Origin of the sequence: Marinicella pacifica (genome assembly GCF_014636635.1) — a bacterium.
Lineage (GTDB): Bacteria > Pseudomonadota > Gammaproteobacteria > Xanthomonadales > Marinicellaceae > Marinicella > Marinicella pacifica.
The window spans coordinates 58,389-79,397 of record NZ_BMEO01000003.1 but is presented as its reverse complement, the minus strand read 5'-3'; the positions used below and the strand labels follow the sequence as shown (position 1 = coordinate 79,397).

At 44.5% G+C, this 21,009-nt stretch carries 22 protein-coding genes; 12 read left to right on the top strand and 10 right to left on the bottom strand.

The window, feature by feature from the left end; genetic code table 11:
• Positions 1-156: 156 nt before the first annotated feature.
• Together IEV16_RS04365 and IEV16_RS04360 are read left to right on the top strand one after the other, a co-directional pair.
• The gene (locus IEV16_RS04365; RefSeq protein ID WP_188364465.1) at positions 157-873 is read left to right on the top strand and encodes an SDR family NAD(P)-dependent oxidoreductase; all 717 of its coding nucleotides are present in this window, start codon (positions 157-159) and stop codon (positions 871-873) included.
• A 1,249-nt stretch (positions 874-2,122) separates the two neighbouring features.
• Positions 2,123-2,317 (top strand): DUF2061 domain-containing protein, encoded by a 195-nt coding sequence (locus tag IEV16_RS04360; RefSeq protein ID WP_188364464.1) that lies wholly within the window; start codon positions 2,123-2,125, stop codon positions 2,315-2,317.
• A gap of 6 nt (positions 2,318-2,323) precedes the next feature.
• On the opposite strand, the gene IEV16_RS04355 is transcribed toward IEV16_RS04360, so the two are convergent.
• Positions 2,324-3,280, bottom strand: coding sequence for a peptidylprolyl isomerase (locus tag IEV16_RS04355; RefSeq protein WP_188364463.1), 957 nt, complete (start codon positions 3,278-3,280; stop codon positions 2,324-2,326).
• Between the two features lie 87 nt (positions 3,281-3,367).
• On the opposite strand from IEV16_RS04355, the gene IEV16_RS04350 reads away from it, so the two are divergent.
• On the top strand, positions 3,368-4,300 hold the full coding sequence (locus tag IEV16_RS04350) for an EamA family transporter (protein ID WP_229728251.1): 933 nt from the start codon (positions 3,368-3,370) through the stop codon (positions 4,298-4,300).
• Complete coding sequence (locus IEV16_RS04345) at positions 4,287-4,787, top strand: hypothetical protein (RefSeq protein ID WP_188364462.1); 501 nt, start codon at positions 4,287-4,289, stop codon at positions 4,785-4,787. The genes IEV16_RS04350 and IEV16_RS04345 overlap by 14 nt, the downstream gene beginning before the upstream one ends.
• 57 nt (positions 4,788-4,844) lie before the next feature.
• Here IEV16_RS04345 and IEV16_RS04340 read toward each other — a convergent pair whose 3' ends face one another.
• Genes IEV16_RS04340 through IEV16_RS04315 form a run of 6 tightly spaced genes read right to left on the bottom strand, consistent with a single transcriptional unit; the run spans position 4,845 to position 7,836 of the window.
• Complete coding sequence (locus IEV16_RS04340) at positions 4,845-5,378, bottom strand: GNAT family N-acetyltransferase (protein ID WP_188364461.1); 534 nt, start codon at positions 5,376-5,378, stop codon at positions 4,845-4,847.
• The gene (locus IEV16_RS04335; RefSeq protein WP_188364460.1) at positions 5,371-5,634 is read right to left on the bottom strand and encodes a Txe/YoeB family addiction module toxin; all 264 of its coding nucleotides are present in this window, start codon (positions 5,632-5,634) and stop codon (positions 5,371-5,373) included. The genes IEV16_RS04340 and IEV16_RS04335 overlap by 8 nt, the downstream gene beginning before the upstream one ends.
• Positions 5,631-5,873, bottom strand: coding sequence for a type II toxin-antitoxin system Phd/YefM family antitoxin (locus tag IEV16_RS04330; protein ID WP_188364459.1), 243 nt, complete (start codon positions 5,871-5,873; stop codon positions 5,631-5,633). Before IEV16_RS04330 ends, IEV16_RS04335 begins: the two co-directional genes overlap by 4 nt.
• A gap of 58 nt (positions 5,874-5,931) precedes the next feature.
• Positions 5,932-6,480 (bottom strand): GNAT family N-acetyltransferase, encoded by a 549-nt coding sequence (locus IEV16_RS04325; protein ID WP_229728250.1) that lies wholly within the window; start codon positions 6,478-6,480, stop codon positions 5,932-5,934.
• 7 nt (positions 6,481-6,487) lie between these two features.
• Positions 6,488-7,195, bottom strand: a complete 708-nt coding sequence (locus IEV16_RS04320; protein ID WP_188364458.1) for a DUF3307 domain-containing protein — start codon at positions 7,193-7,195, stop codon at positions 6,488-6,490.
• Entirely contained in the window at positions 7,192-7,836 is a 645-nt protein-coding gene (locus IEV16_RS04315) for a hypothetical protein (protein ID WP_188364457.1), read from the bottom strand. Before IEV16_RS04315 ends, IEV16_RS04320 begins: the two co-directional genes overlap by 4 nt.
• Before the next feature lie 264 nt (positions 7,837-8,100).
• Between IEV16_RS04315 and IEV16_RS04310 the strand changes: the two genes are divergently transcribed.
• Complete coding sequence (locus tag IEV16_RS04310; RefSeq protein ID WP_188364456.1) at positions 8,101-8,859, top strand: hypothetical protein; 759 nt, start codon at positions 8,101-8,103, stop codon at positions 8,857-8,859.
• A 49-nt stretch (positions 8,860-8,908) separates the two neighbouring features.
• On the opposite strand, the gene IEV16_RS04305 is transcribed toward IEV16_RS04310, so the two are convergent.
• Together IEV16_RS04305 and IEV16_RS04300 are read right to left on the bottom strand one after the other, a co-directional pair.
• Positions 8,909-9,961 carry an NAD(P)-dependent alcohol dehydrogenase gene (locus tag IEV16_RS04305; protein WP_188364455.1) on the bottom strand — a complete coding sequence of 351 codons (1,053 nt, stop codon included), beginning with the start codon at positions 9,959-9,961 and terminating at the stop codon, positions 8,909-8,911.
• Between the two features lie 95 nt (positions 9,962-10,056).
• Positions 10,057-10,350, bottom strand: a complete 294-nt coding sequence (locus IEV16_RS04300) for a hypothetical protein (RefSeq protein ID WP_188364454.1) — start codon at positions 10,348-10,350, stop codon at positions 10,057-10,059.
• Positions 10,351-10,469: 119 nt separating this feature from the next.
• Between IEV16_RS04300 and IEV16_RS04295 the strand changes: the two genes are divergently transcribed.
• From IEV16_RS04295 to IEV16_RS04270, 6 genes are all read left to right on the top strand, one after another.
• Complete coding sequence (locus tag IEV16_RS04295) at positions 10,470-12,047, top strand: leucyl aminopeptidase (RefSeq protein ID WP_188364453.1); 1,578 nt, start codon at positions 10,470-10,472, stop codon at positions 12,045-12,047.
• 686 nt (positions 12,048-12,733) lie between these two features.
• A complete protein-coding gene (locus IEV16_RS04290) occupies positions 12,734-13,546 on the top strand; it encodes a crotonase/enoyl-CoA hydratase family protein (protein ID WP_188364452.1) in 813 nt (270 codons plus the stop codon).
• A 256-nt stretch (positions 13,547-13,802) separates the two neighbouring features.
• The gene (locus tag IEV16_RS04285) at positions 13,803-15,308 is read left to right on the top strand and encodes an integrin alpha (protein ID WP_188364451.1); all 1,506 of its coding nucleotides are present in this window, start codon (positions 13,803-13,805) and stop codon (positions 15,306-15,308) included.
• 90 nt (positions 15,309-15,398) lie between these two features.
• Positions 15,399-16,355, top strand: coding sequence for a winged helix-turn-helix domain-containing protein (locus IEV16_RS04280; RefSeq protein WP_188364450.1), 957 nt, complete (start codon positions 15,399-15,401; stop codon positions 16,353-16,355).
• A 73-nt stretch (positions 16,356-16,428) separates the two neighbouring features.
• Positions 16,429-18,666 (top strand): S9 family peptidase, encoded by a 2,238-nt coding sequence (locus IEV16_RS04275; RefSeq protein ID WP_188364449.1) that lies wholly within the window; start codon positions 16,429-16,431, stop codon positions 18,664-18,666.
• 217 nt (positions 18,667-18,883) lie between these two features.
• Positions 18,884-19,042 (top strand): hypothetical protein, encoded by a 159-nt coding sequence (locus IEV16_RS04270; protein ID WP_188364448.1) that lies wholly within the window; start codon positions 18,884-18,886, stop codon positions 19,040-19,042.
• On the opposite strand, the gene IEV16_RS04265 is transcribed toward IEV16_RS04270, so the two are convergent.
• On the bottom strand, positions 19,043-19,651 hold the full coding sequence (locus IEV16_RS04265) for a Fic/DOC family protein (RefSeq protein ID WP_188364447.1): 609 nt from the start codon (positions 19,649-19,651) through the stop codon (positions 19,043-19,045).
• Between the two features lie 134 nt (positions 19,652-19,785).
• Here IEV16_RS04265 and IEV16_RS04260 point away from each other — a divergent pair, with 134 nt between their 5' ends.
• Positions 19,786-21,009 carry a phosphopentomutase gene (locus IEV16_RS04260; RefSeq protein WP_188364446.1) on the top strand — a complete coding sequence of 408 codons (1,224 nt, stop codon included), beginning with the start codon at positions 19,786-19,788 and terminating at the stop codon, positions 21,007-21,009.

Here is a 21,009-nt window from a genome sequence, read left to right as displayed (position 1 = left end):
CTCACCACAAAGAGCACAAAGAACGCACAAATTACACGGCGTAAAAAATATTAATCAAAATACTCTGCGCCCTCTGTGAAAACCGCTGTGAACTTTGTGGTTAATAAACAATTCACAACGGAGACACACTCGCACTGTATTTGTTAAAATCAAACCATGAATAATAACTCAGAACAACACATTACATTTATCGCCGGTGGTTCCAAGGGTTTGGGGCTGGCCATTTACCAACAACTGCGTGAAGCTGGTCATACTTTGGTGGAATTTTCCCGCAGCGGTGATCATTTGGGTCATTTGGATTGTGATTTCGCAAAACCTGAAAAAGCCATTAATGTCTTTAAGACTGCTTTTAATGAAAAGTACGATAAGGCCGGACATATTAATCTCATAATCAACACCGCCACCTTAGAGCCCTTTGGTCCCATTCAGCGCGCCGCCGCTAAAAGTATCAAAGAACACATCGCCATCAATGTCGAATCAGTGACCCATTTAGTGCGTTTATTTACCCGCGCTTATCAGGATCATCCGGCGAATAAGACCTTAAGCTATGTCTCTTCCGGCGCCGCCAACCGAGCCATTCCGGGCATGGGCATGTATTCCGCCACCAAAGCCTACGGTGAACGGTTAATCGACACTTTTAGAGAAGAGCAAAAAGAACAAAGCCAGCCCATCCAGACCATGATTTTTAATCCGGGTGTGATGGACACCGACATGCAAACCACCATCCGCGCACAGAAGAAAAAAGACTTTCCGTTACGCGATCACTGGCAGAAGCTGTATGAAAATGACGAACTGGCCGATCCTGAAACCATTGCAGAATTTATAATCGACAGAATCAATAACCCGGATCCCGGCTACCATAAGGCACAGTGATTTCACTCAATAAAATTTATTGATCCACCACCATCTGAAAGCCACCATAAATCAGTCGCTTCCCATCAAATGGCATACTGGTCTCCATGTTTTGCATCGCTTCATCAGCCATCGGAGTGCTGCTGAGCAGCGCGACCCGCCGAGCCGGTTAGGCTAGGTAAATGAAGTCATGCGGTTTCGCCGCAGGCGAAGAAGCGTGACGGAATGTCCGTTAAAGCCGTGAGCGTAGCGAATCAGAGGCGAAGAGCGCGAAGTTATACGAAGTGTTCGCAGAGGCCGCTTTCACTTTTGTCGGGAACAAAAGTGAATGACGCCTCCATGGATGGAGGTGTGCTGCGTGAGCTGGGAGCGGAAGCGTAAGTCCCAAGAACACACCTTATTTTTTCCATCCCTGCATCCCGAACAGCCATTGAAGGCCAAACAGCCCATGAAAAAACCAATCATCTTACCTTAGATAGATTGTGAGTGTTCGACGTTGAATCAAAAAAGATAACCACAAAGCACGCAAAGGTTTTCGCAAAGAACACGAAGTTTTTTAATTATTTTACACTCCGTGTACTTTGTGTATTCTTTGTGTACTCTGTGGTTAATATTTGGAGTGCTGCTGAGCAGCACGACCCACCGAGCCGGTTAGGCTAGGTAAATGAAGTCATGCGGTTTCGCCGCAGGCGAAGAAGCGTGACGGAATGTCCGTTAAAGCCGTGAGCGTAGCGAATCAGAGGCGAAGAGCGCGAAGTTATACGAAGTGTTCGCAGAGGCCGCTTTCACTTTTGTCGGGAACAAAAGTGAATGACGCCTCCATGGATGGAGGTGTGCTGCGTGAGCTGGGAGCGGAAGCGTAAGTCCCAAGAACACACCTTATTTTTTCCATCCCTGCATCCCGAACAGCCATTGAAGGCCAAACAGCCCATGAAAAAACCAATCATCTTACCTTAGATAGATTGTGAGCGTTCGACGTTGAATCAAAAAAGATAACCACAAAGCACGCAAAGGTTTTCGCAAAGAACACGAAGTTTTTTAATTATTTTACACTCCGTGTACTTTGTGAATTCTTTGTGATCTCTGTGGTTAAACCTTATTCTGTGAAACCATGCTTGTCATCAATGAAACTGGTCACAGGCCTTCACCGAGTATTGCGGTGTGATGTTTCGCATCAGCTCCTTATCTATGGTTATTTTTTTATGAAAAATGCTGGACATTTCGATTGTATTAATTATAATGATAACCATTCTCATTTAAGAATATTATTATGCTTAAAACATTTACTTTCGCCATTCTCCACTTTAGCGTGGCCTTTTTAGTGGTTTATGCCCTCACCGGAAGCTTTCTCATTGGTGGTGCCGTGGCATTAATTGAGCCCACAATTAACACCTTGGTGTTTTATTTTCATGAAAAGGTCTGGCGTCACTTTGAACGCCATCACAAAACGACTTTAGCCGCATAAACCGGATTATTCCGCCAATCGAACCGGGATGGGCACACCGCAGGCATCGATGTAATTATGCTGATATAAAAACCAGTCTTCATTGCGGTTTTTTCTGGCGGCTAATAATTGTTTAAAACTCACTGAATCGCTGCGCATGACTTGAAGTTGTGGTCTTTGAGCCGGTGGTAGTTGTGACCCAACAACAACTTGCTTAATCACATTCTCATCTGCTTTTAGTTCCACCACACCTGATAAATCCTGCGTTCTTTTCAGCGCTTGAATGGTATCCATACCTATCAATACCCGACCAAATACGGTGGTATTGCGGTCCAAATATCGTTGCGCCGGGCCATTGACGATATACAATTCCGTACCACCGGTATCCGGATCATTGGCGCGTCCCGCTGCCAGCACGCCATAACAATGCAACAACCAGCTGCTCTGCTCTGATAAATCACGGCCCACCGCAAAACCTTTATAAAACCCGGTTTCATCGGCAAAGCCGTCGTTGCCATCAAAAGCCAGATAATGCCTACCTAAATCAATGGCTGAGGTTAACTCCGCAGGAATGCTTAATTGCCCTTCGGACAATTCAGGTAATTCACTGTCATCACCAAACATCGGCCCGCCCTGGGCCACGAAGCCATCAATGACACGGTAAAATTGGGTGTTGTCGAAAATGCCTTGTTTGACCAGGGCTTTGGTATTGGCTACATGCCCCGGCGCTAAATCCGGCAGCAATTCAAATACCACAGTCCGTTCTTGACCCGCTAAGGACAAGGTCATCACCAGCATATTGTCTGCTGATACATTTCGCCAATCGTTGGCCGGCGCCTGTTCAACCACTTCATAAGGTCCGGCTTTAATCGGGGCAAATGTATCATCAACGGATTGGTTTTTGGGTGTCACTGATGCACAGCCGAAAAGCGTGAGTGCAGCCAGTAAAGTTATTAATTTGTGTCGAAATTTAAAATTAAACATAGCACCATGCCTCTTTTTTTTACTTGTTGTTTTAGCTTATCACAAAGATAATGTAACATTCTTTTAGTTTAAATCGTCCGTAGATTCATGTCAGATTTATTGAGTCAATCATCCATTAGAATCCCGGCCATGCTGATACTTTGGTTGGTGACTTTTGTTTGGGCGTTTAGTTTCTCATTGATCGGCGTATATTTAAGCGGTCATGTGAACAGCTATCTGGCGGTCTTTATTCGGGTGTTGATTGCTTTACTACTGTTTTTGCCGTTTTTTCGGCCGCAGAACGTTCCGGTTAAAAAATTACTGACGCTGGTGACCATTGGCGGTATTCAGGTGGGCGCCACTTACTTGTTTTTGTACCATGCATTTGCTTATCTAACCGTTCCCGAGGTTTTATTATTTACCATTTTCACACCCTTGTGGATTACAGTCATTGATGAATTCATTATCGGTCGACGGCGTTTGCCCCTGCGCTGGTGGCTGGCTGCAGTTATCGCGGTTCTTGGCGCAGCAGTGATTCGTTATGATGGCATTAATCAAGGTGCGCTGACGGGCTTTATGCTGATTCAAGGCGCGAATCTGTGCTTTGCCATCGGTCAGGTCGCCTATAAACGCTTGCCTTTGGGCGATGTGAAGCAACAGTCCCAGGTTTTTGCCTGTTTTTTTCTGGGCGCCTCACTGGTCTCAGGTATCGGTGTTATATTATTTGGAAACTGGCAATTTGAAGCCATCACACTGACGCAATGGTCGGTACTTATCTGGTTGGGTGTCGGGGCTTCGGCCTTTGGCTATTTAGCCTGGAGCGCGGCTATAAAGCAGGTTAATACCGGTCAGGTTGCAACCATGAACAACATGCTGATACCGGTGGGTATTCTGGTGAATTTCTTGTTTTGGAACAGTGATATTCAGTGGCTGCGCTTGCTTACTGGTGCCAGCCTGATTGTTTTATCTGTGTGGCTTTGTTCACAAAGCAAAGCCATAAACCGGCCAATAAGTAAGGACACATCTCATGCATCTATTTGAATTAAGTCTGGTTTTTATCACCATGGTACTGTGTAGCGGTCTGATGTTTTATTTTATTCGCAACCATGCCAATCCGGATTTTCAGAAGTTATATAAAGACGACGATGACGATGAACTCGACATGGACGACCTCGAATCTCACCCATCATCAAACTACAAAGATTTTCTGGCCAATAAATGGCTTTCTTTTGGTGGCGGCTTTTATGGACTGGTGGCGGTCCTGACCTACATCATTGTCGAAGCCCAGGAAATTTTTGACTTATTGAATATGCCTGGAGAAGGTGATGTCTTTAGCGGTATTGGTATCGGTATGCTGGTTCGTTTTTTTATTGATTCACTGATGAACTTTATCACAGCCATCGCCTGGCCGGCCTATTGGATGAATACCGGTCAAGCACCCTTCTGGCAATGGTTTCTGGCCGCTTATGGCGGCTATGTAGCGGGCAAAACACTGGTGAAAACGTATTATCCGTTTAAAAATGGATAACCACCAACAATAATCAGACATGAGGATATGTAACGCATCCTACCGCAGCATTTGTCCTCAGTCATCAGTCCTCTGTCCTCTGAGATGACGCAACATCAAAACTTCACAGCCACCATGACCGGTATCGCCTAAACGTGTCTCCCGATAGTTAAAGCCATGTTTTAAATAGAGCTTTTGGGCGGCTTTCATTGCCGGCGTGGTTTCTAAATACATCTGCTTAAAACCTGCCTGTCGGGCACCTTCGATACATTTAATCATTAAGCGATGTCCCCAACCTTGTCCTCTTAATCCAGGCCGTAAATACATCTTGCGCAATTCAGCGATGCCCTCACCTTCACAACCAGCCAAGGGTGCAAAACCACCGCTCCCGACTATTTCACCGGCTTGTTCAATAACGAAGTAAGCGGTCAACGGACCTTGGTACGCCGAAAACATATCATCCATTTCCGGATCCACACCGGCAAAACCTTCTCCTGAAATTCCATGTTCAATCAAGACATCGTGCACCAGTTGTTTAACTGCGGCATTATCTTTGGCTTGGATAAGACGAATTACTGGTTTGGCGTCATTAGTGATAATGGCATCACTCATAATGACTCCAAAGTCGAATGACTTTAACCACTTTTTGTTCTGTGTAAACTTGATAGACAATGCGATGTTGGATGTTATTACGCCTTGAATAACTACCTTTTAAGTCACCCACTAATTTTTCAAAAGGTGGTGGTTTTTGATAAGGATTTTCAGCCAGTATCTCTAGTAATTTAAAGGCTTTTGGTTTTAAACCGGCAGATGCTAATTTTTTAGCATCCTTCTGTGCTTGTTTTGTATAGACTATTTGCCAACTCACCAATCAAGTTCCGTTTCGCAATCTTCAATGTCTGTATCCATACCTGCTCGGATTGATTCACGCATTCCCGGAATAGACAATAAATAGAGGGTTTCTTGTATCGCCGTCCAATCATCTTGTGACAACAAAACTGCATTATTACGTTTTCCGGTAATAACCATGGGTTCATGAGATTCAGCCAGTTCATCAATTAACCGATAAAGCTGACTTCGGGCTTCTGTGACTGTTATATTGGACATGTTATGTGGAATTGATAAAAGCTTATTGTACGTTATTGCGTACGACTTGTGAATAACATTAATTTGGTGCCAATGTCGCCGAATAAAACACGGCTTCCGTATCACCCAGCGGATCTTTATAAATATCTGTTTTTTGATACGCCATACCTAATTTTTCCATGATTCGTATCGAGCCGGTATTGCCGGCTACGGCGATTGCTGAGAAGGTTTGGTAACCGACTTGACGGTGCAGTGCCATCATCACGGCTTTGGCGGCTTCGGTGGCATAGCCTGTGCCCCAGCTTTTTTGCATAAAGCGCCAACCCAGCTCGATGTCTTCATCATCACGATCATCACTGAAATAATGCATGGGTCGAACCAGAATCCAGCCGATAAATTCATCATCCGCCAGCGTATTCACCTGCCACAAGCCCCAGCCTTTGTCCGGATTTCGGTATTGCATCATCCGAGGAATAAAAATGTTATCAATTTCGACTCGGCTGGTGGGTTTTCCCTCATTGATATGTTCCATCACCGCCGGATCCTGATCCAGTTCGAACAGTAAATCTGCATCAGTATCATCCATTAATCGGTAACTCAGTCGTTCGCTGTGTTTAATCGTCAACATAAGATTCTCAACTTAGATAAACCACCAGCATTGCGGTGGCCACCGCAATGGCAAAGCTCAATAAAGTACCAATCAAAACATATTCCGTTAATTGCCGATTCTTAGACTCTCTTAAGTCACCAAAGCGAAAAACCGATTTAGCCCCGAGTAAAAATCCGATGGCTTGCCATTGGCCGACCACAATAAAGACGAATACAAATAACCGTTCCAGCATACCAATATATCGACCGGCATGCGCCAAAGAGCCATCTTGCAGGTCGTTTAATGCCTCAGTCCAGCGAGACATCAGAATTTGCACCACCACACCGGCGACAAAGGTCAGAAATAACAACGCTGTGGCATAGAGCCAAAGAGATTGACTATTAAACCAGGCCGCAAAATTAATGGTTGGCTTAAACCAGATAAACCATAAAACTACTATGCCGATAATATGAAGACTCTGGTCAATAATAAACCAGCGGGTTCTTGATGATTCATTTTGGGCATAGAGTTTCAGCATATCGATCAAAAAATGCAAAGCCATGATAACTAATGCCAGCAGCCAGTACTGCAAAGAACCCATAACCAACAGCACCAATATGCCATGCACCAATACATGCATATACAGTCGCCAGGATAACAGCTTATGGTGCTCTTTTTCTCTAACCCAAGTGCGCGGTTGCAATAGAAAATCCCCGAGTAAATGGGCAAAAATTAATTTAATCAGAATAATCATGACATTTGCTCTTTGAGTGATGCGCGAAAAGCTGATTCAACGGCCAGCATTTCATTGATATGTGCCCGGTGCCAGCGACCGCTGACTGAATTTTGTTTAATACCTAATTGCGCACCAATTTCTGCTTGAGTAGCCTCTGGGTTATTTAGAACAAAGGCCACCAACTCAGCCGATAACACCGACCAGTCATCCATAAAAGTACCGGCCAGTTTTAAATATAAATTCAGGTTTGCGTCCAGTTTTGGCCAGGGACTTTTAACGGCTAAATTCGTCTTGTCCTTTTTAAGTTGCTCAAACGCCTCACCCGCATTGATAAAAGCCGGTCCATTACTTTCCGATACCCGTTCCCCGGTGTACGTTTTTTCACCAATGCCAAGTCCCATACGCACATCCAAAGGACTGATGGTTCGTTTTGATTCGACCGGGGTGATTTGTTTAAGCAATGATTTTATCGCCAGGGCTTTGTGCAATGCTGTCTCCGGCGCTGTAATTTCCAGCTGAAAAGAATCACCCCACACCAGTTCCCATTGGCCGGGTGTTTGACCCCATCGACTGAATAAAGCTTTAAGCGGCTTAAGCCATCTGTCCGGGTTATCAATCCGACGAGAAGCCACGATATCGCCTTTGATCACCGTAATCACGATACATTATCCATTATTAACACGATATAAAAATATATCATATATTTAAACGATATTCAATATTATCGTTTTCAGAGCGGATATGTTTGAAGGTATATTCGAACACTCAATACCGGTGGCCAAAGCAGGCAACGTATCAAGCCAATGCAATGTTGCTGAACACAGCACAACACAAAATGAGAACCTGTTTGCATTTTACAGACTGTTTTTCGCTAACCATTGAATTTGCTCTATACTTAAGGTGTTCAAAGCGGAGAAAAAATCATGCCATTAGTTTATTTTAACCGAACTCTATTGGGCTTAATGCTCATGAGCTGTCTGCTTCTGACAGCCAATTGCAGCGCGGATTCAAATCAAAAACAACCCTTATCTCAGGTTTTAAAAGAAAGTTTAAACAATGATGGGCCGGAGGCCACCCGACAACTTTTTGATGATATATACCCGGAGAAAAAAGATGACTATGTGATTGATAACGAGGCGTTGGGTCAACTGACCCGTGACTACACGCAAACCGGTGATATGGAAGCCTTGCAGGTATTAAGTCATGTTATGACAATGATTACACAAGACATGATGGCGGAACACATGGCCGGCCAAGAAGAAATCATGAAGAAAATGATGGCTGAACAACAGAAAAAACAATCTGAAAAGAGCAAAAATAAGCCACAAACAAAACCTCAGAAACACACACCGCGCACAGATTTAGACCGTTTTACAGGACTTTATGGCGACCCGGACAAAGCCGACCCATATCGCCAACTGTGGGTGGCTCAATCCTGTGATGGCCGACTGGTCATTGGTGCCACATGGGGTGATGTCGCGCCCTGGTGGATGACGTCACAATCAGACAAACAATTCAGCTACAAAGACTCTTTTATCCAGTTGAGTTTTGAATTTAACGAAACAGCACAAAAACAATCCACCAGCCTGAAGCATGACTTAAGAGGTATGGTCAGCCCTCTTAAACGGGTTGGGCCCTTAACGGATGACTATCCGACTTGTTTCGAAACACCCAGGCGATAAGCAGACAGGAACTTGACAGACACCCGTTTTGAAACCGGGTGTCTATTGACTATTGAGCCGTCTTCAGGGACTGCATATCAATCACAAAGCGGTACTTCACATCGCTGTCCATCACCCGTTGGTATGCCTGATTAATGTCTTGCATGTCAATCATCTCAACATCGGCCACAATATTATGCTCAGCACAAAAATCCAGCATCTCCTGAGTTTCCTTAATGCCACCAATCAACGAGGCGGCAATCATCTTACGCCCAAAAGCCAGACCAATGCTATGGCAATCTATTTGGGTTGCACCCAATAAGGACATGGTTTTACCCAATTTAAGCAACGGAATGTAAGCATCTAAATTATGGGCCACCGGTATGGTGTTCAGCAGAAAATCAAAACTGCCGGCATGGGCTTCCATGGCGGCTTCATCCTTAGAAACCAACACTGAAGCAGCGCCCAAACGCTTAGCATCTTCGCCTTTTTCCGGTGACGTGGTAATCATCACCACTTCGGCACCCATCGCGGCAGCCAGCTTAACACCCATATGCCCCAGTCCACCGAGACCGATGACGCCGACCTTATCGCCGGCTTTCACGTTCCATTGTCGCAATGGTGAGTACGTCGTAATGCCGGCACACAATAAAGGCGCCACCGATTTAGTGTCTAAATCTTCTGATACCCGCAGCACAAAATCCTGATCGACAACAATTTGTGTGGAATATCCACCATGGGTCATATTACCGGGCTGATGTGGATCTTCACTGCCGTAGGTCATGACCATCCCTTGCTCGCAATGTTGCTCAAGATGATTCTGACACGGCCCACATTCTCGACATGAATCGACCATACAGCCGACGCCGACTAAATCACCGGCTTTAAATTTGCTGACTTTGTCACCCACTGATTTAACCCGACCAATAATTTCATGCCCCGGCACCACCGGATACACCGTCATGCCCCAGTCATCGTGGGCAATATGGATATCACTGTGACAAACGCCACAATATTCGATATCAATATGCACATCACAGGCACCGGGTTCTCGGCGATTAATGCTGTGTGGTTTTAAATGATCTGCTTGATTAAAGGCCGCGTAGGCTTTGGTATTTGACATGTCTTCCCCCTCATTAAAAACATCAGCATACCAGAAACGCTGTTATTTTTTTATGAAAATCAACCTCAGAAAGGTATGGCTTATCGCTACAGTCATTAATCAGTGTCAGTCAAGACAGTTTGAGATGGGTTGTTGTCCACTTCAGCCGACGGCAATCGATAGGCTTTAATCAAATACCAGGACCCAACGGTCATCGCCACCACCAATAAAGGCAATAACACCATCATCAAAATAAGTTGTCGTTGCGACATGCGCCCGGCTTTGGGTCGATACTTAACAGACTCTTTGTCACGACCACATTGCGGACATATATGTTCATCTTGTTTTGATTGCGAGTGTGGAATGGTCATGCCGCAGTGATGGCAGTGAATAGTGGTTTGATTATTCATGAGGGGTATTATAATTTAAGCGATAACACAGTCAAAACTTTCAACAGGATTTTTTTCACATGCAATATAAGATATGCTTTGCTATTCTAAGGCGCTGTTATTAACTCAGGTAAGCTGATATGAAATTAAACTCTGTTCTGATTCTGTGCTTCATGTTGCTGGGCAATTGGCAATTAGGCACGGCCGCAAAATCCAATAAACCCACCCAAATCAATTTCACCCAAACCCTGCCAAAAGAAGGCAATCTGATTTTGGGTGTTTTTCAAGACGGTCAGCTTGGCCCCCAAGGCCAGGCCATGGATAAAGCCAGTGACGGCGCCTTGAGTCATGCCATTCAAGCCGCTGACTTTGAAGCTAAAACCAAAACCACCCACCTGATTACTGCACCTATGGGTTCCGGTTTTGATCAGATTTTACTGGTTGGTTTAGGTCATCGGGATAATGCCAAAACCGACTTACAGTGGCAAGAAATCGGTGGCCATGCTGTTCAAAAAGCCGTCAAAGCTTTTAAAACTGTGCCCGCCTTTCAGGCAGACGTTTCAGCATTGGATAACAGCCATAAAATCATTGCCCATATGGCTTATGGTGCGAAGTTGGGCAGTTATTATTTTGATAAATACTACACCGATGAAAATCGCCATAAACACCAAGACAGATTAACTTTTATCACTGACCAGAAAGACCAAGCCAGTAAGTATTACAATCAAGAACTTGATGCCTTGGCCGATGGCATCTGGTTCACCCGAAACATCGCCAACGAACCGGCCAATGTCATCTATCCACAAAGCTTTGTCGAACAATGGCGAAACCACTTCAAAGGCATTGATCACATTAACATTAAAGTCCTCGATGAAAAAGACATGCTGAAAAAAGGCATGGGGGCCATTTATGGTGTCGGCCGCGGCAGTAAAAACCCACCACGAATGATGATTGTTGAATACATGGGTGGCGAGAAAGGCGATGCACCGGTGGTTCTGGTCGGCAAAGGCATCACCTTTGATACCGGTGGTATCAGCATTAAAGGTTCCAGCAACATGTGGAACATGAAATTTGATATGTCCGGTGCCGCCGCCACCATTGGTACGGTTTACGCGCTGGCCGGCCGTGAAGCCAAAGTCAATGTCGTCGGCATTGCGGCACTGGCCGAAAACATGCCCGGCGGTAACGCTCAACGCCCCGGTGATGTGGTTACTTCCATGTCCGGTAAAACCATCCAAATCCGTTCCACCGATGCCGAAGGCCGATTGGTACTGGCGGACGGTGTTTATTATGGTGACATGACCTACGACCCGGCTCTATTGGTCGATATCGCCACCCTTACCGGCTCTGCCAGCCGCGCTCTGGGCAAAGATTACGCCGCTTTATTCACACGACATGATGATTTGGTCGCGCCATTTATCGAAGCCGGGCAACAATCCGGCGATGAAGTCTGGCAATTGCCCTTGAATAAAAATCACTTCAAAGCCATTGAAAACAATGTTGCCGATGTCATGAATTCAGGCCCCGATGCCCCCGGCGCCAGCGCCGGTGCCGCCTTTATCGGCTCATTTATTCGCGATACAACACCCTGGGTTCATCTTGATGTTGCCGGTGTCTCCTGGAGCGATAAAACCACCCCGGTTAAAGCCTCACCCGGTTCAACCTCCTTTGGCGTACGTTTACTTAACAACTACATCAAAACGCATTTTGAAAAGTAATACCAACTAAACTGTGCGCCCCATTTAACATGTGGGCGCACAGCTTCACGCAAGACATTAGCATTGGATTATCAAAATTGAATATAAAATAAATGAACATTAACTGTACCAACTGCCAGCAACCCACTATTGCTAAAAAGTGGCTTTTACTGTCCACCTTGCTACCCTTTGTCTTTTTATTTATACAAATTAAATGCGGCCGCTGCAAAGAAGAACAACATTATGAATTGGGACTACCCGGTGTACTCGAATTTCTTTTGGGCGCTGCCTTCCAAATTACTATCGCTGTGACTGCGATTTATGTCTTTGTACTCACAAACGCAAATTTATGGCTCATGGGACTTATATTTCTTAGTTTGTATTTAACCGTTTGCTACATTAAATATAAGTGGCTAATGAGAATTTATGGTAGTTAACCAATATAGCATTTACTCAAAATTTATTTGGAATCCCGTAGGATGGGCCCTGCCAATCAAATACCAATGGAAATTTTGTTGAATTATGATGGGCGGAGCCCATCTTACCTGAATTCTGGAGATTCTCGGGTCGAGCCCGAGAATGACAGTGGTGCTTTTTGGGAATATATGAAAATTGACGGTGGAATTTGCTCACTTTGGTGCTTTTCCAGTTTTGAGGTAAATGATATAGAATGATTGGCTGATAAATTGTGGAAATTGAGGTTAAGCATGAGTGATAAAAAACGGATTGAATGTGTGATTAAGGACCAAGTGGCTTATGTCAGTCTGGCGCGGCCGGATAAGCGTAATGCGCTGGATATGGCGATGTTTCGGGAGATTGATGTCACCATTAAACGCTTGCGTAAAGACCGTTCAATCCGGGCGGTGATTATAACCGGCCGGGGTGAGGATTTTTGTTCGGGTTTGGACGTCAAATCGGTGATGGCTTCGCCAAAAAACCCCTTGCGTTTATTATTCAAATGGTTACCCTGGCGGTCGAATTTAGCGCAACGGGTGTGTACCGGATGGCGACGGGTTCCGGTTCCGGTGATAGCCGCCATTCACGGTCGCTGCTGGGGTGGTGGTTTACAAATTGTCCTCGGCGCTGATTTTCGCATTGCCACGACTGACGCCACGTTTTCGATTATGGAAGGTCGTTGGGGTTTAATTCCGGATATGGGCGGCAGCCTGGCTTTGCGCGAACATTGCCGGGCGGATGTGGCCAAAGAACTGACCATGACCGCAAAAATCATTAACGCTGAAGACGCACAAAAGTTCGGTTTAATCACGCATATTAGCGATAACCTCATAACCGCTGCCGAATCCCAGGTTGCTGAATTAATTAAACACAGTCCCGATGCGGTGGCCGGGGCGAAGAAACTCTTTAACAAAAGCTGGACCGGCAGTCGCGGTATGGCACTGTTACGCGAATCCTGGTATCAAATCCGTAACCTCACCAGCAAAAATAACCGCATTAAGGTCTGGAACCAGACCCACCAGAACAATCCCGCTAAACCATTTAAAAATCGAAAACGCTGGTAATCAAATACCGTTTGCTAACCCCCTTTAAAAAATACCTCAACCCACAGTTATTGACCACTTTTTTGTCTTACGTGTATAAAGCATCAACCCAATTTCAGGTTTATTTCAGGTTTTTTTCAGGCATAAAACACTGTTTGTAACTAAAGTAATTACAACTTACACCTGATGGGAAATTGGTATGTTTTATAAAACCAGACTCTTTTTGTTACTAAATATAGTATTTTCAAGCTTTGCATTCGCACAGCAACCAACCAGTATGAGTGTTAATGAGCTGGATGGTGAAATCGGCTTTATGACCCATGGCGAGAATCGAACGGACTGGTTGGGTTTTGCTGTCAGTGATGCCGGTGATGTCAATGATGATAACATCGATGATTTCGCTGTTTCAGCCTTAAATCATGATGGTGGTGGCGAAGATGCCGGCGCCGTTTATGTTATTTTTGGAACTGAACAAGGTTTCAACACGAACCTTGATTTATCAACACTGGATGGCAGTAATGGCTTTATGATTATGGGTGAGGCCACAGAGGATCAATTCGGACATAGTATCAGTAATGTCGGCGATATCAATGGTGATGGCGTCAATGAACTGGCGATGATGGCCAATGAGGCTGAGACACCGGGTTTGGTGGATAATGGCATCACCTATGTCATGTTCGGCAGACAGTCTTATCCGGCCGTTGTGTCTTTATCGACATTTGACGGTTCCCATGGCGGTTTTACTATACATGGTAAATTTGCCGGTGACCGGGCCTCGGATGTCAGTTCAGCCGGTAATTTTAATGCTGATAATTTTAATGATTTAATCATCGGTACCCAAGCCCATGATCCGGGCGTTACCAATGCCGGTGCGGCTTATGTGATTTTTGGTACCGATCAGGGCTTTCCGGCTATTTTAGATCTTGGCGACATTAATGGCACCAATGGGGTGGCTTTTTGGGGTGAAAATGGCGGTGATATAGCAGGGTACAAGGTTTCCGGCGCCGGTGATATCGGAGGCGATGGTTCCGGGGACGTAATGATTGCCGCCATAAAAGAATCGAGTCACGCGACACAATCCGGTGCAGTCTATATGGTATTCGGCAAAAGACAACAATGGCCGGCAGCGATTTCACTTGATATGTTAGATGGTAATAATGGTTACAAATTGACGGGTGAAGAGGAATTCAATTTATTGGGATTAGCACTATCTGGTTCAAGTGATATAAATAATGACGGCAAAGACGATGTTTTGATCGCAGCTCGGTTTAATAACCCCGATAGTACGAGCTATTACCAGGCTTATATTATATTTGGTAAGGATAACACGATGGCGCCAAGCCAGAGCATTGATGTCGTCGCCGATTTACTGATAAAAACCCCATCAATACCCTCAAGTTCACCTTATAATTTTGATGCCGGATTTGTGGGTAATTTAAATGGCGACAACATACCTGATTTGGCCATTGGTGACCCTTATAACAGTGAAGTGGGTAATTACTCAGGCGCTGTATATGTGGTTTATGGCTCACAGACATTTGTAAGCACTGAACTATTAACGGATCAATTATCTGATACGGAAGGTTTTAAAATATTGGGTGGCAACTGGAATGATCGGCTGGGTTCAGCCATCAGCACCGCCGGCGATGTTAACCATGATGGTATCGATGATTTATTACTGGGTGCACATATGACGGATAACACCGATACTGATGCGGGTTCGGCCTATATCCTTTTTGGTAATGATGTGATTTTTGCTGATGCATTTGAAGCATCACAATAAAATTAATCGTTAACAATCAAACTGGTTTGATTGGCTCACAAGATGCTATAATTTTTATAGCATTTATAAAAGTGGGAAAAACATTTAATAATGTCCAGTCAATCAATTTATCGTATAAAACACCTTACCATCGATTTCGAAGCGTGCGTGATTACCTCAAACGATGTACCAATCAGCATTGATCATAAAGCGATTGAGGTGATGAATATGTTGGTAGAGGCCTCCCCTGAAACAGTTCATATCGACCAGTTCATGGACACCATTTGGCATGACAAGCCAAGTTCACCGGAAGTTGTCACCGCAGCGGTGGCGCGTTTACGCAAAGTATTCAAACAAGTGGGCATTAAGGATGAACTGATTATTACCGTCCCTAAAAAAGGCTATCGCTTTGAACCGCTTGAAGAAAACCCACCACATGAAATTTCACAATTTGTGGCTAAAAAACCACTGTGGTTGTATGTTTTATTGTGCTTTTTATTGGTGGCATTAACCATCAGCGTTGGATTTAATTTAAAGCCATCCGCCCATAATCCCCCCAACCGGGATATCGCGGTCACTGAAGCCATGAAAATCCAACCTGAATCAGCTTCCGGAACAACAAAAATCTTTATTCTAAGGCACACCGAAAAAATAGATGATTCAGAAGACCCAGGGCTTTCTGAAGCCGGCAGAGAACGTGCTCAATATTGGAAAAAAGTACTTCAGCACACGGCAATTGATCATGTTTATACCACTGACTTTAAGCGCAACAGGCAAACCGCTGCCATTATATCTGACGACAGTTCAGTTAAACCGGAGTTGTATTATCCGATGTCTTTTGAAGTGCTTAAATTCCTTAATAACATCCAGGGTAAAACCGTCTTAATTATTGGCCACAGCAACACCATCCCGGACATGGTTAATCGATTAATCAACGACAATAAATACCCTCCTATGAGCCATAAAAACTACAATATTCTTTACCTGGTAACCATTAACAAAAATGGTGACAGCAGTTCTACTATGCTACACATTGAACCACCCTTTTCTGTTGTACCCGCTTCATAACAGTCCTTTTTTTATTGATTGACCCGGCGCCGGGTTTTATCTAACATAATGGCTTTTAAATTTAAGGAATCCCATGTGGCGTTTTGTTTTGCTTGTGTTGTTTTCGGGGGCTGTGATGGCTGAAGAACTGACTTTGGAGCGGTTATTTTCGAGTCCGGATTTAGCCGGTGCGTCGATGCGCGTGGTCAAAGTCTCGCCGGATGGAGAGCGGGTGACGTTTTTGCGTGGTAAAGCGGACAATAAAGATCGCTATGATTTGTGGGAATATCACATAGCAGATAATAAGACCCGTCTGTTGGTGGATTCTGACGTGTTGCAGCCGGAGCAAACCGAGCTGTCAGATGAAGAAAAAGCCCGGCGTGAACGTCAGCGTTTAGCGGGTTTAAGCGGGATTATTGAATACGATTGGTCGCAGGATGGCCGGTCTTTACTGTTTCCTTTGGGTGGTGATTTATTTGTCTATCGCCTTGGGGTGGCTGCCGATAAAGCCGTAACGCAAATCACCGATTCTGATGATTTTGATACCGATGCTCGGTTTTCACCGAAAGGCAACTATGTCTCATTTATTCGTGATCAGGATATTTTTGTGGTTTCAAGTGATGGTGGTCATGCCCGGCCTTTAACCTTTGATGGCAAAGGTGTGATAAAAAACGGCATGGCGGAATTCGTGGCACAGGAAGAAATGGACCGCGACACCGGTTACTGGTGGTCACCGGATGAACAGCACATTGCTTTTCTTCAAGTGGATGAATCGCCGGTGAGCATCACCAAGCGCTATGAAATTAATGCCGATAACATTGAGGTGATTGAACAGCGTTATCCTTATACCGGCGAAGCGAATGTGACGCTACGGCTGGGTCGAATTGAATTGAAATCCGGTGATGTTCATTGGATTGATACCGGTAACAATAAGGACATTTATATTCCACGCGTGAAATGGCTTCCCGACAGTCAGGCCGTGGCTTATCTTCGACAATCCCGTAATCAACAACATATGGAAATGATTAAGGTCGATTTAGCCGGTAACAGCACCTCTCTGTTTACGGAGCAAAGCAACACCTGGATTAATTTACACCATGACTGGCGCTTTTTAAAGGACGGCAGTTTTATTTGGGCTTCAGAAATTAAAGGCTATAAACATCTCTATCATATGATTCCGGGTCAAAAGCCCTTAAAAGCCATTACTGTCGGTGACTGGATGGTGGATGAAATGGTTGGGATGGACGAAGAAGAAGGCCTGATCTATTTTACCGGCACCTATGATTCGCCTTTAGAAAAACAATTATATGTGCAATCTCTTGACACCGACACACCGGAAAAACCAAAGAAAATCACACAACGTGAAGGTATGCATGAAATTTCCATGGCGGACAATGCTTCGGTGTATATCGACACCTGGAGTGACCGTGAGCATCCGCCACAAACGTCATTGCATCAGGCTGATGGCAAACGTATTACCTGGTTGAATGAAAATGCGTTGGACAAGAACCATCCCTATTATCCTTACTTAGACGCTCATATCGACAATGAATTTGGCACGCTCAAAGCTGAAGATGGTCAGACTTTATATTACCGCATCATTAAGCCGGCGGGTTTCTCAAAAGATAAACAATACCCGGTGTTTTTCTATACCTACGGAGGTCCCGGCGCACAACTGGTGACCAAGGCCTGGCCACGTCGGATGTTTGAACAATATATGGCACAACAGGGCTATCTGGTGTTTGTCCTTGATAACCGCGGCATGGCACGACGCGGCAAAAAATTTGAAGCACCGCTTTATAAACAAATGGGTTCAGTGGAGCTCGATGACCAGTTGGTCGGTGTGGATTATCTTAAATCCCTGGATTATGTGGACTCAGAGCGCATAGGTATTTTCGGTTGGTCCTATGGCGGCTATATGGCCTTACGTGCTTTGACCAAGGCTCCGGAAGAATTTGCCATTGGCGTGTCCGTGGCACCGGTTTCGGATTTCCGCTTGTATGACACCCACTACACCGAACGCTATATGTCCACGCCACAGTTAAATCCGGATGGCTATGAAAAAACAGCGATTTATGGCGATACTGGAAACTTAAAAGACGGTCGTTTACTGCTGATTCACGGCATGGCCGATGATAATGTTTTATTCACCAACGCCACCACCGTAATGAGCAAATTCCAGGACCACGGTATCTTGTTTGAAAGCATGGTCTATCCCGGCGCCAAACACGGCATCAGCGGCGAGCAAGCCCAATACCATGTCTATAAAACCATTTTTGATTTTTTTGAACGTAAAATGACAGGGGACGGAAAATTAAATAGTATAGATTAAACTCCTCAAAGGATTGTTCAACAATACTGATTAAAATTTCAACCCCCTGTCACCCTCGGACGTAGATCCGAGGGTCTCAGTAAGTACATGAGCCTGTTAAACGTTAAAATAAATTAAAACCACATTTTAAAAAATCTCAATCCTCGGATAGTTTCTTATTCATTTATGAGACTGTATTTTGCTGAAAAAAACAAAAAAAACATGATAAAATAGACGTATGAAAATACATCAGAAAAACAAGAAAACTTTACAAAAAAGAATTAACCGCGCTGTGGCCAGTTCGAGTGCTATTGAGATTGACTTGCCAGTTCATGCGATTGAAAAAAAAATACAATCCAAACACGAAAAATTTAGCCAATTAAAATTAGCTGACTGATTAAACCAAAATATCTTTGACCAGTCTTTTCATATGATTAATGTTACCACTAAGTCCCGCCTGAATAGATTTAAAGTAATAATCTTTATTTTCATCCCATAAGGAATAATCCATTGGGTAATATCCGGCTTTAACAGCTATAACATCCAGAATCAATCTCGATAATCTGCCATTACCTTCTCGAAATGGATGAATCAAGATAAATTCAACATGAGTTTCGGCCATATAGGAAACCAGTGCTTGAGAATCCAAGTTTTGTAGTTCAGAAAACCGAGAAAAATAATTAACTTCCATATTTAGCATTAGCTTTGGAATAAGTTCGGCGTTGGCGAACACAAAGTTTTCTTTACTCAAGTTAACTGCTCTAAATTGACCTGCCCACTCATAGATAGGACCTAACCATTTACGATGCCATGTCTTTATTAGTTGAATGGTTAATTCTTGAGGAAGTTGACTTTGAAATACGTAATCGTAAAGTTTTTTGAGCAATAGTGTTTCCGCATCACCCATTTCTTCAGGCAATATAATACCCAATTTATTTTTTAAGACCAATTCATTGGACCCAGATTCAAACTGACCTTGAATACCGGAGGCTGAATATTTACTCATAAAATAGCCACAAAAATATGATTTTATCATTATTGTTGCTTATAAGTGTTTTCAAAACCTGGATGTAACACAGCAAACTTTGTCGATAACACAGTTTGTGGTAAATTGTCTCTTTTGACAATAAATGGATAAATATGCCACGTGCGGTTATTTTAGTGTTGGATTCTTTGGGCGTGGGTGCCAGTGCCGATGCCGATCAATATGGCGATGCAGGGACGTGTACTTTAGGGCATATTGCCAAAGCTTGTGCGGCCGGTGAAGCGGATAATGAAGACCGTTCAGGACCGCTGCATATCCCACACATGACTCAGTTAGGCCTGGTGGAGGCTTTGGCCGAGAGCTGGGGACAAGAACCGCCGGGTTTAGAGCGAATTCAAGCACCCACCGGGACTTATGGCTATGCCGAGGAAATCAGCCGCGACAAGGACACGCCCAGTGGCCACTGGGAAATGGCCGGGGTGCCGGTACCGTTCAAATGGGCGACCTTTCCCAAAGAAGTGCCCTGCTTTCCGAAAGATCTTATTGATGATTTAATTCAACGCTGTGATTTACCCGGTGTTCTGGGCGAATGCCATGCTTCGGGCACTGAAATTATTGCCCGTTTGGGTGATGAGCATATTAAAACAGGCAAGCCCATTGTTTATACCTCAGCAGATTCTGTGTTTCAGATTGCCGCCCATGAAGACCATTTTGGTTTAGACCGCTTACTGAAAGTCTGCCAAGTGGCCAAAGAACTGACCGAACCGTTAAATATCACCCGGGTGATTGCCCGGCCTTTTGTCGGTGATGGCCCCGATAATTATCAACGCACCGGTAACCGCAAGGATCTAACTACCGAACCGATTGAACCGACCTTACTAGATGTCATGAAAGACAATGGTGGCGAGGTGATTTCGGTGGGTAAAATTGCCGATATTTTTGCCGACCGCGGCATCACCAAAAAGGTCAAAGCCAGCGGTAACATGGCCTTGTTTGATGCCATGATGGCAGAACTCAAATCAGCCAAGGACAACACGCTGATTTTTGTTAATTTTGTGGATTTTGACAGTTTATATGGCCATCGCCGTGATGTGGCCGGTTATGCCAAAGCTTTAGAAGAATTCGATGCCCGCTTACCTGAACTTATGGCCGAACTCAAAGCCGATGACATCGCATTAATGACTGCTGATCATGGTTGTGATCCCAGCCAACCGGGTTCTGATCACACCCGTGAGCATGTACCAGTGGTATTTTTTGGCCCCAACATTCCGGGGCAGAACATCGGTCTTCGTAATGGTTTTATGGATATGGGACAAACCCTGGCCCGACATTTTCATCTGCCGGCCTTAAAACACGGTAAAGTGATCAATTTTCATTGA

Coding starts and splice junctions, on each gene's coding strand:
- IEV16_RS04365 (WP_188364465.1), top strand. CDS start 157: ATGAATAATAACTCAGAACAACACATTACATTTATCGCCGGTGGTTCC.
- IEV16_RS04360 (WP_188364464.1), top strand. CDS start 2,123: ATGCTTAAAACATTTACTTTCGCCATTCTCCACTTTAGCGTGGCCTTT.
- IEV16_RS04355 (WP_188364463.1), bottom strand. CDS start 3,280: ATGTTTAATTTTAAATTTCGACACAAATTAATAACTTTACTGGCTGCA.
- IEV16_RS04350 (WP_229728251.1), top strand. CDS start 3,368: ATGTCAGATTTATTGAGTCAATCATCCATTAGAATCCCGGCCATGCTG.
- IEV16_RS04345 (WP_188364462.1), top strand. CDS start 4,287: ATGCATCTATTTGAATTAAGTCTGGTTTTTATCACCATGGTACTGTGT.
- IEV16_RS04340 (WP_188364461.1), bottom strand. CDS start 5,378: ATGAGTGATGCCATTATCACTAATGACGCCAAACCAGTAATTCGTCTT.
- IEV16_RS04330 (WP_188364459.1), bottom strand. CDS start 5,873: ATGTCCAATATAACAGTCACAGAAGCCCGAAGTCAGCTTTATCGGTTA.
- IEV16_RS04325 (WP_229728250.1), bottom strand. CDS start 6,480: ATGTTGACGATTAAACACAGCGAACGACTGAGTTACCGATTAATGGAT.
- IEV16_RS04320 (WP_188364458.1), bottom strand. CDS start 7,195: ATGATTATTCTGATTAAATTAATTTTTGCCCATTTACTCGGGGATTTT.
- IEV16_RS04310 (WP_188364456.1), top strand. CDS start 8,101: ATGCCATTAGTTTATTTTAACCGAACTCTATTGGGCTTAATGCTCATG.
- IEV16_RS04305 (WP_188364455.1), bottom strand. CDS start 9,961: ATGTCAAATACCAAAGCCTACGCGGCCTTTAATCAAGCAGATCATTTA.
- IEV16_RS04300 (WP_188364454.1), bottom strand. CDS start 10,350: ATGAATAATCAAACCACTATTCACTGCCATCACTGCGGCATGACCATT.
- IEV16_RS04295 (WP_188364453.1), top strand. CDS start 10,470: ATGAAATTAAACTCTGTTCTGATTCTGTGCTTCATGTTGCTGGGCAAT.
- IEV16_RS04290 (WP_188364452.1), top strand. CDS start 12,734: ATGAGTGATAAAAAACGGATTGAATGTGTGATTAAGGACCAAGTGGCT.
- IEV16_RS04285 (WP_188364451.1), top strand. CDS start 13,803: ATGAGTGTTAATGAGCTGGATGGTGAAATCGGCTTTATGACCCATGGC.
- IEV16_RS04280 (WP_188364450.1), top strand. CDS start 15,399: ATGTCCAGTCAATCAATTTATCGTATAAAACACCTTACCATCGATTTC.
- IEV16_RS04275 (WP_188364449.1), top strand. CDS start 16,429: ATGTGGCGTTTTGTTTTGCTTGTGTTGTTTTCGGGGGCTGTGATGGCT.
- IEV16_RS04270 (WP_188364448.1), top strand. CDS start 18,884: ATGAAAATACATCAGAAAAACAAGAAAACTTTACAAAAAAGAATTAAC.
- IEV16_RS04265 (WP_188364447.1), bottom strand. CDS start 19,651: ATGAGTAAATATTCAGCCTCCGGTATTCAAGGTCAGTTTGAATCTGGG.
- IEV16_RS04260 (WP_188364446.1), top strand. CDS start 19,786: ATGCCACGTGCGGTTATTTTAGTGTTGGATTCTTTGGGCGTGGGTGCC.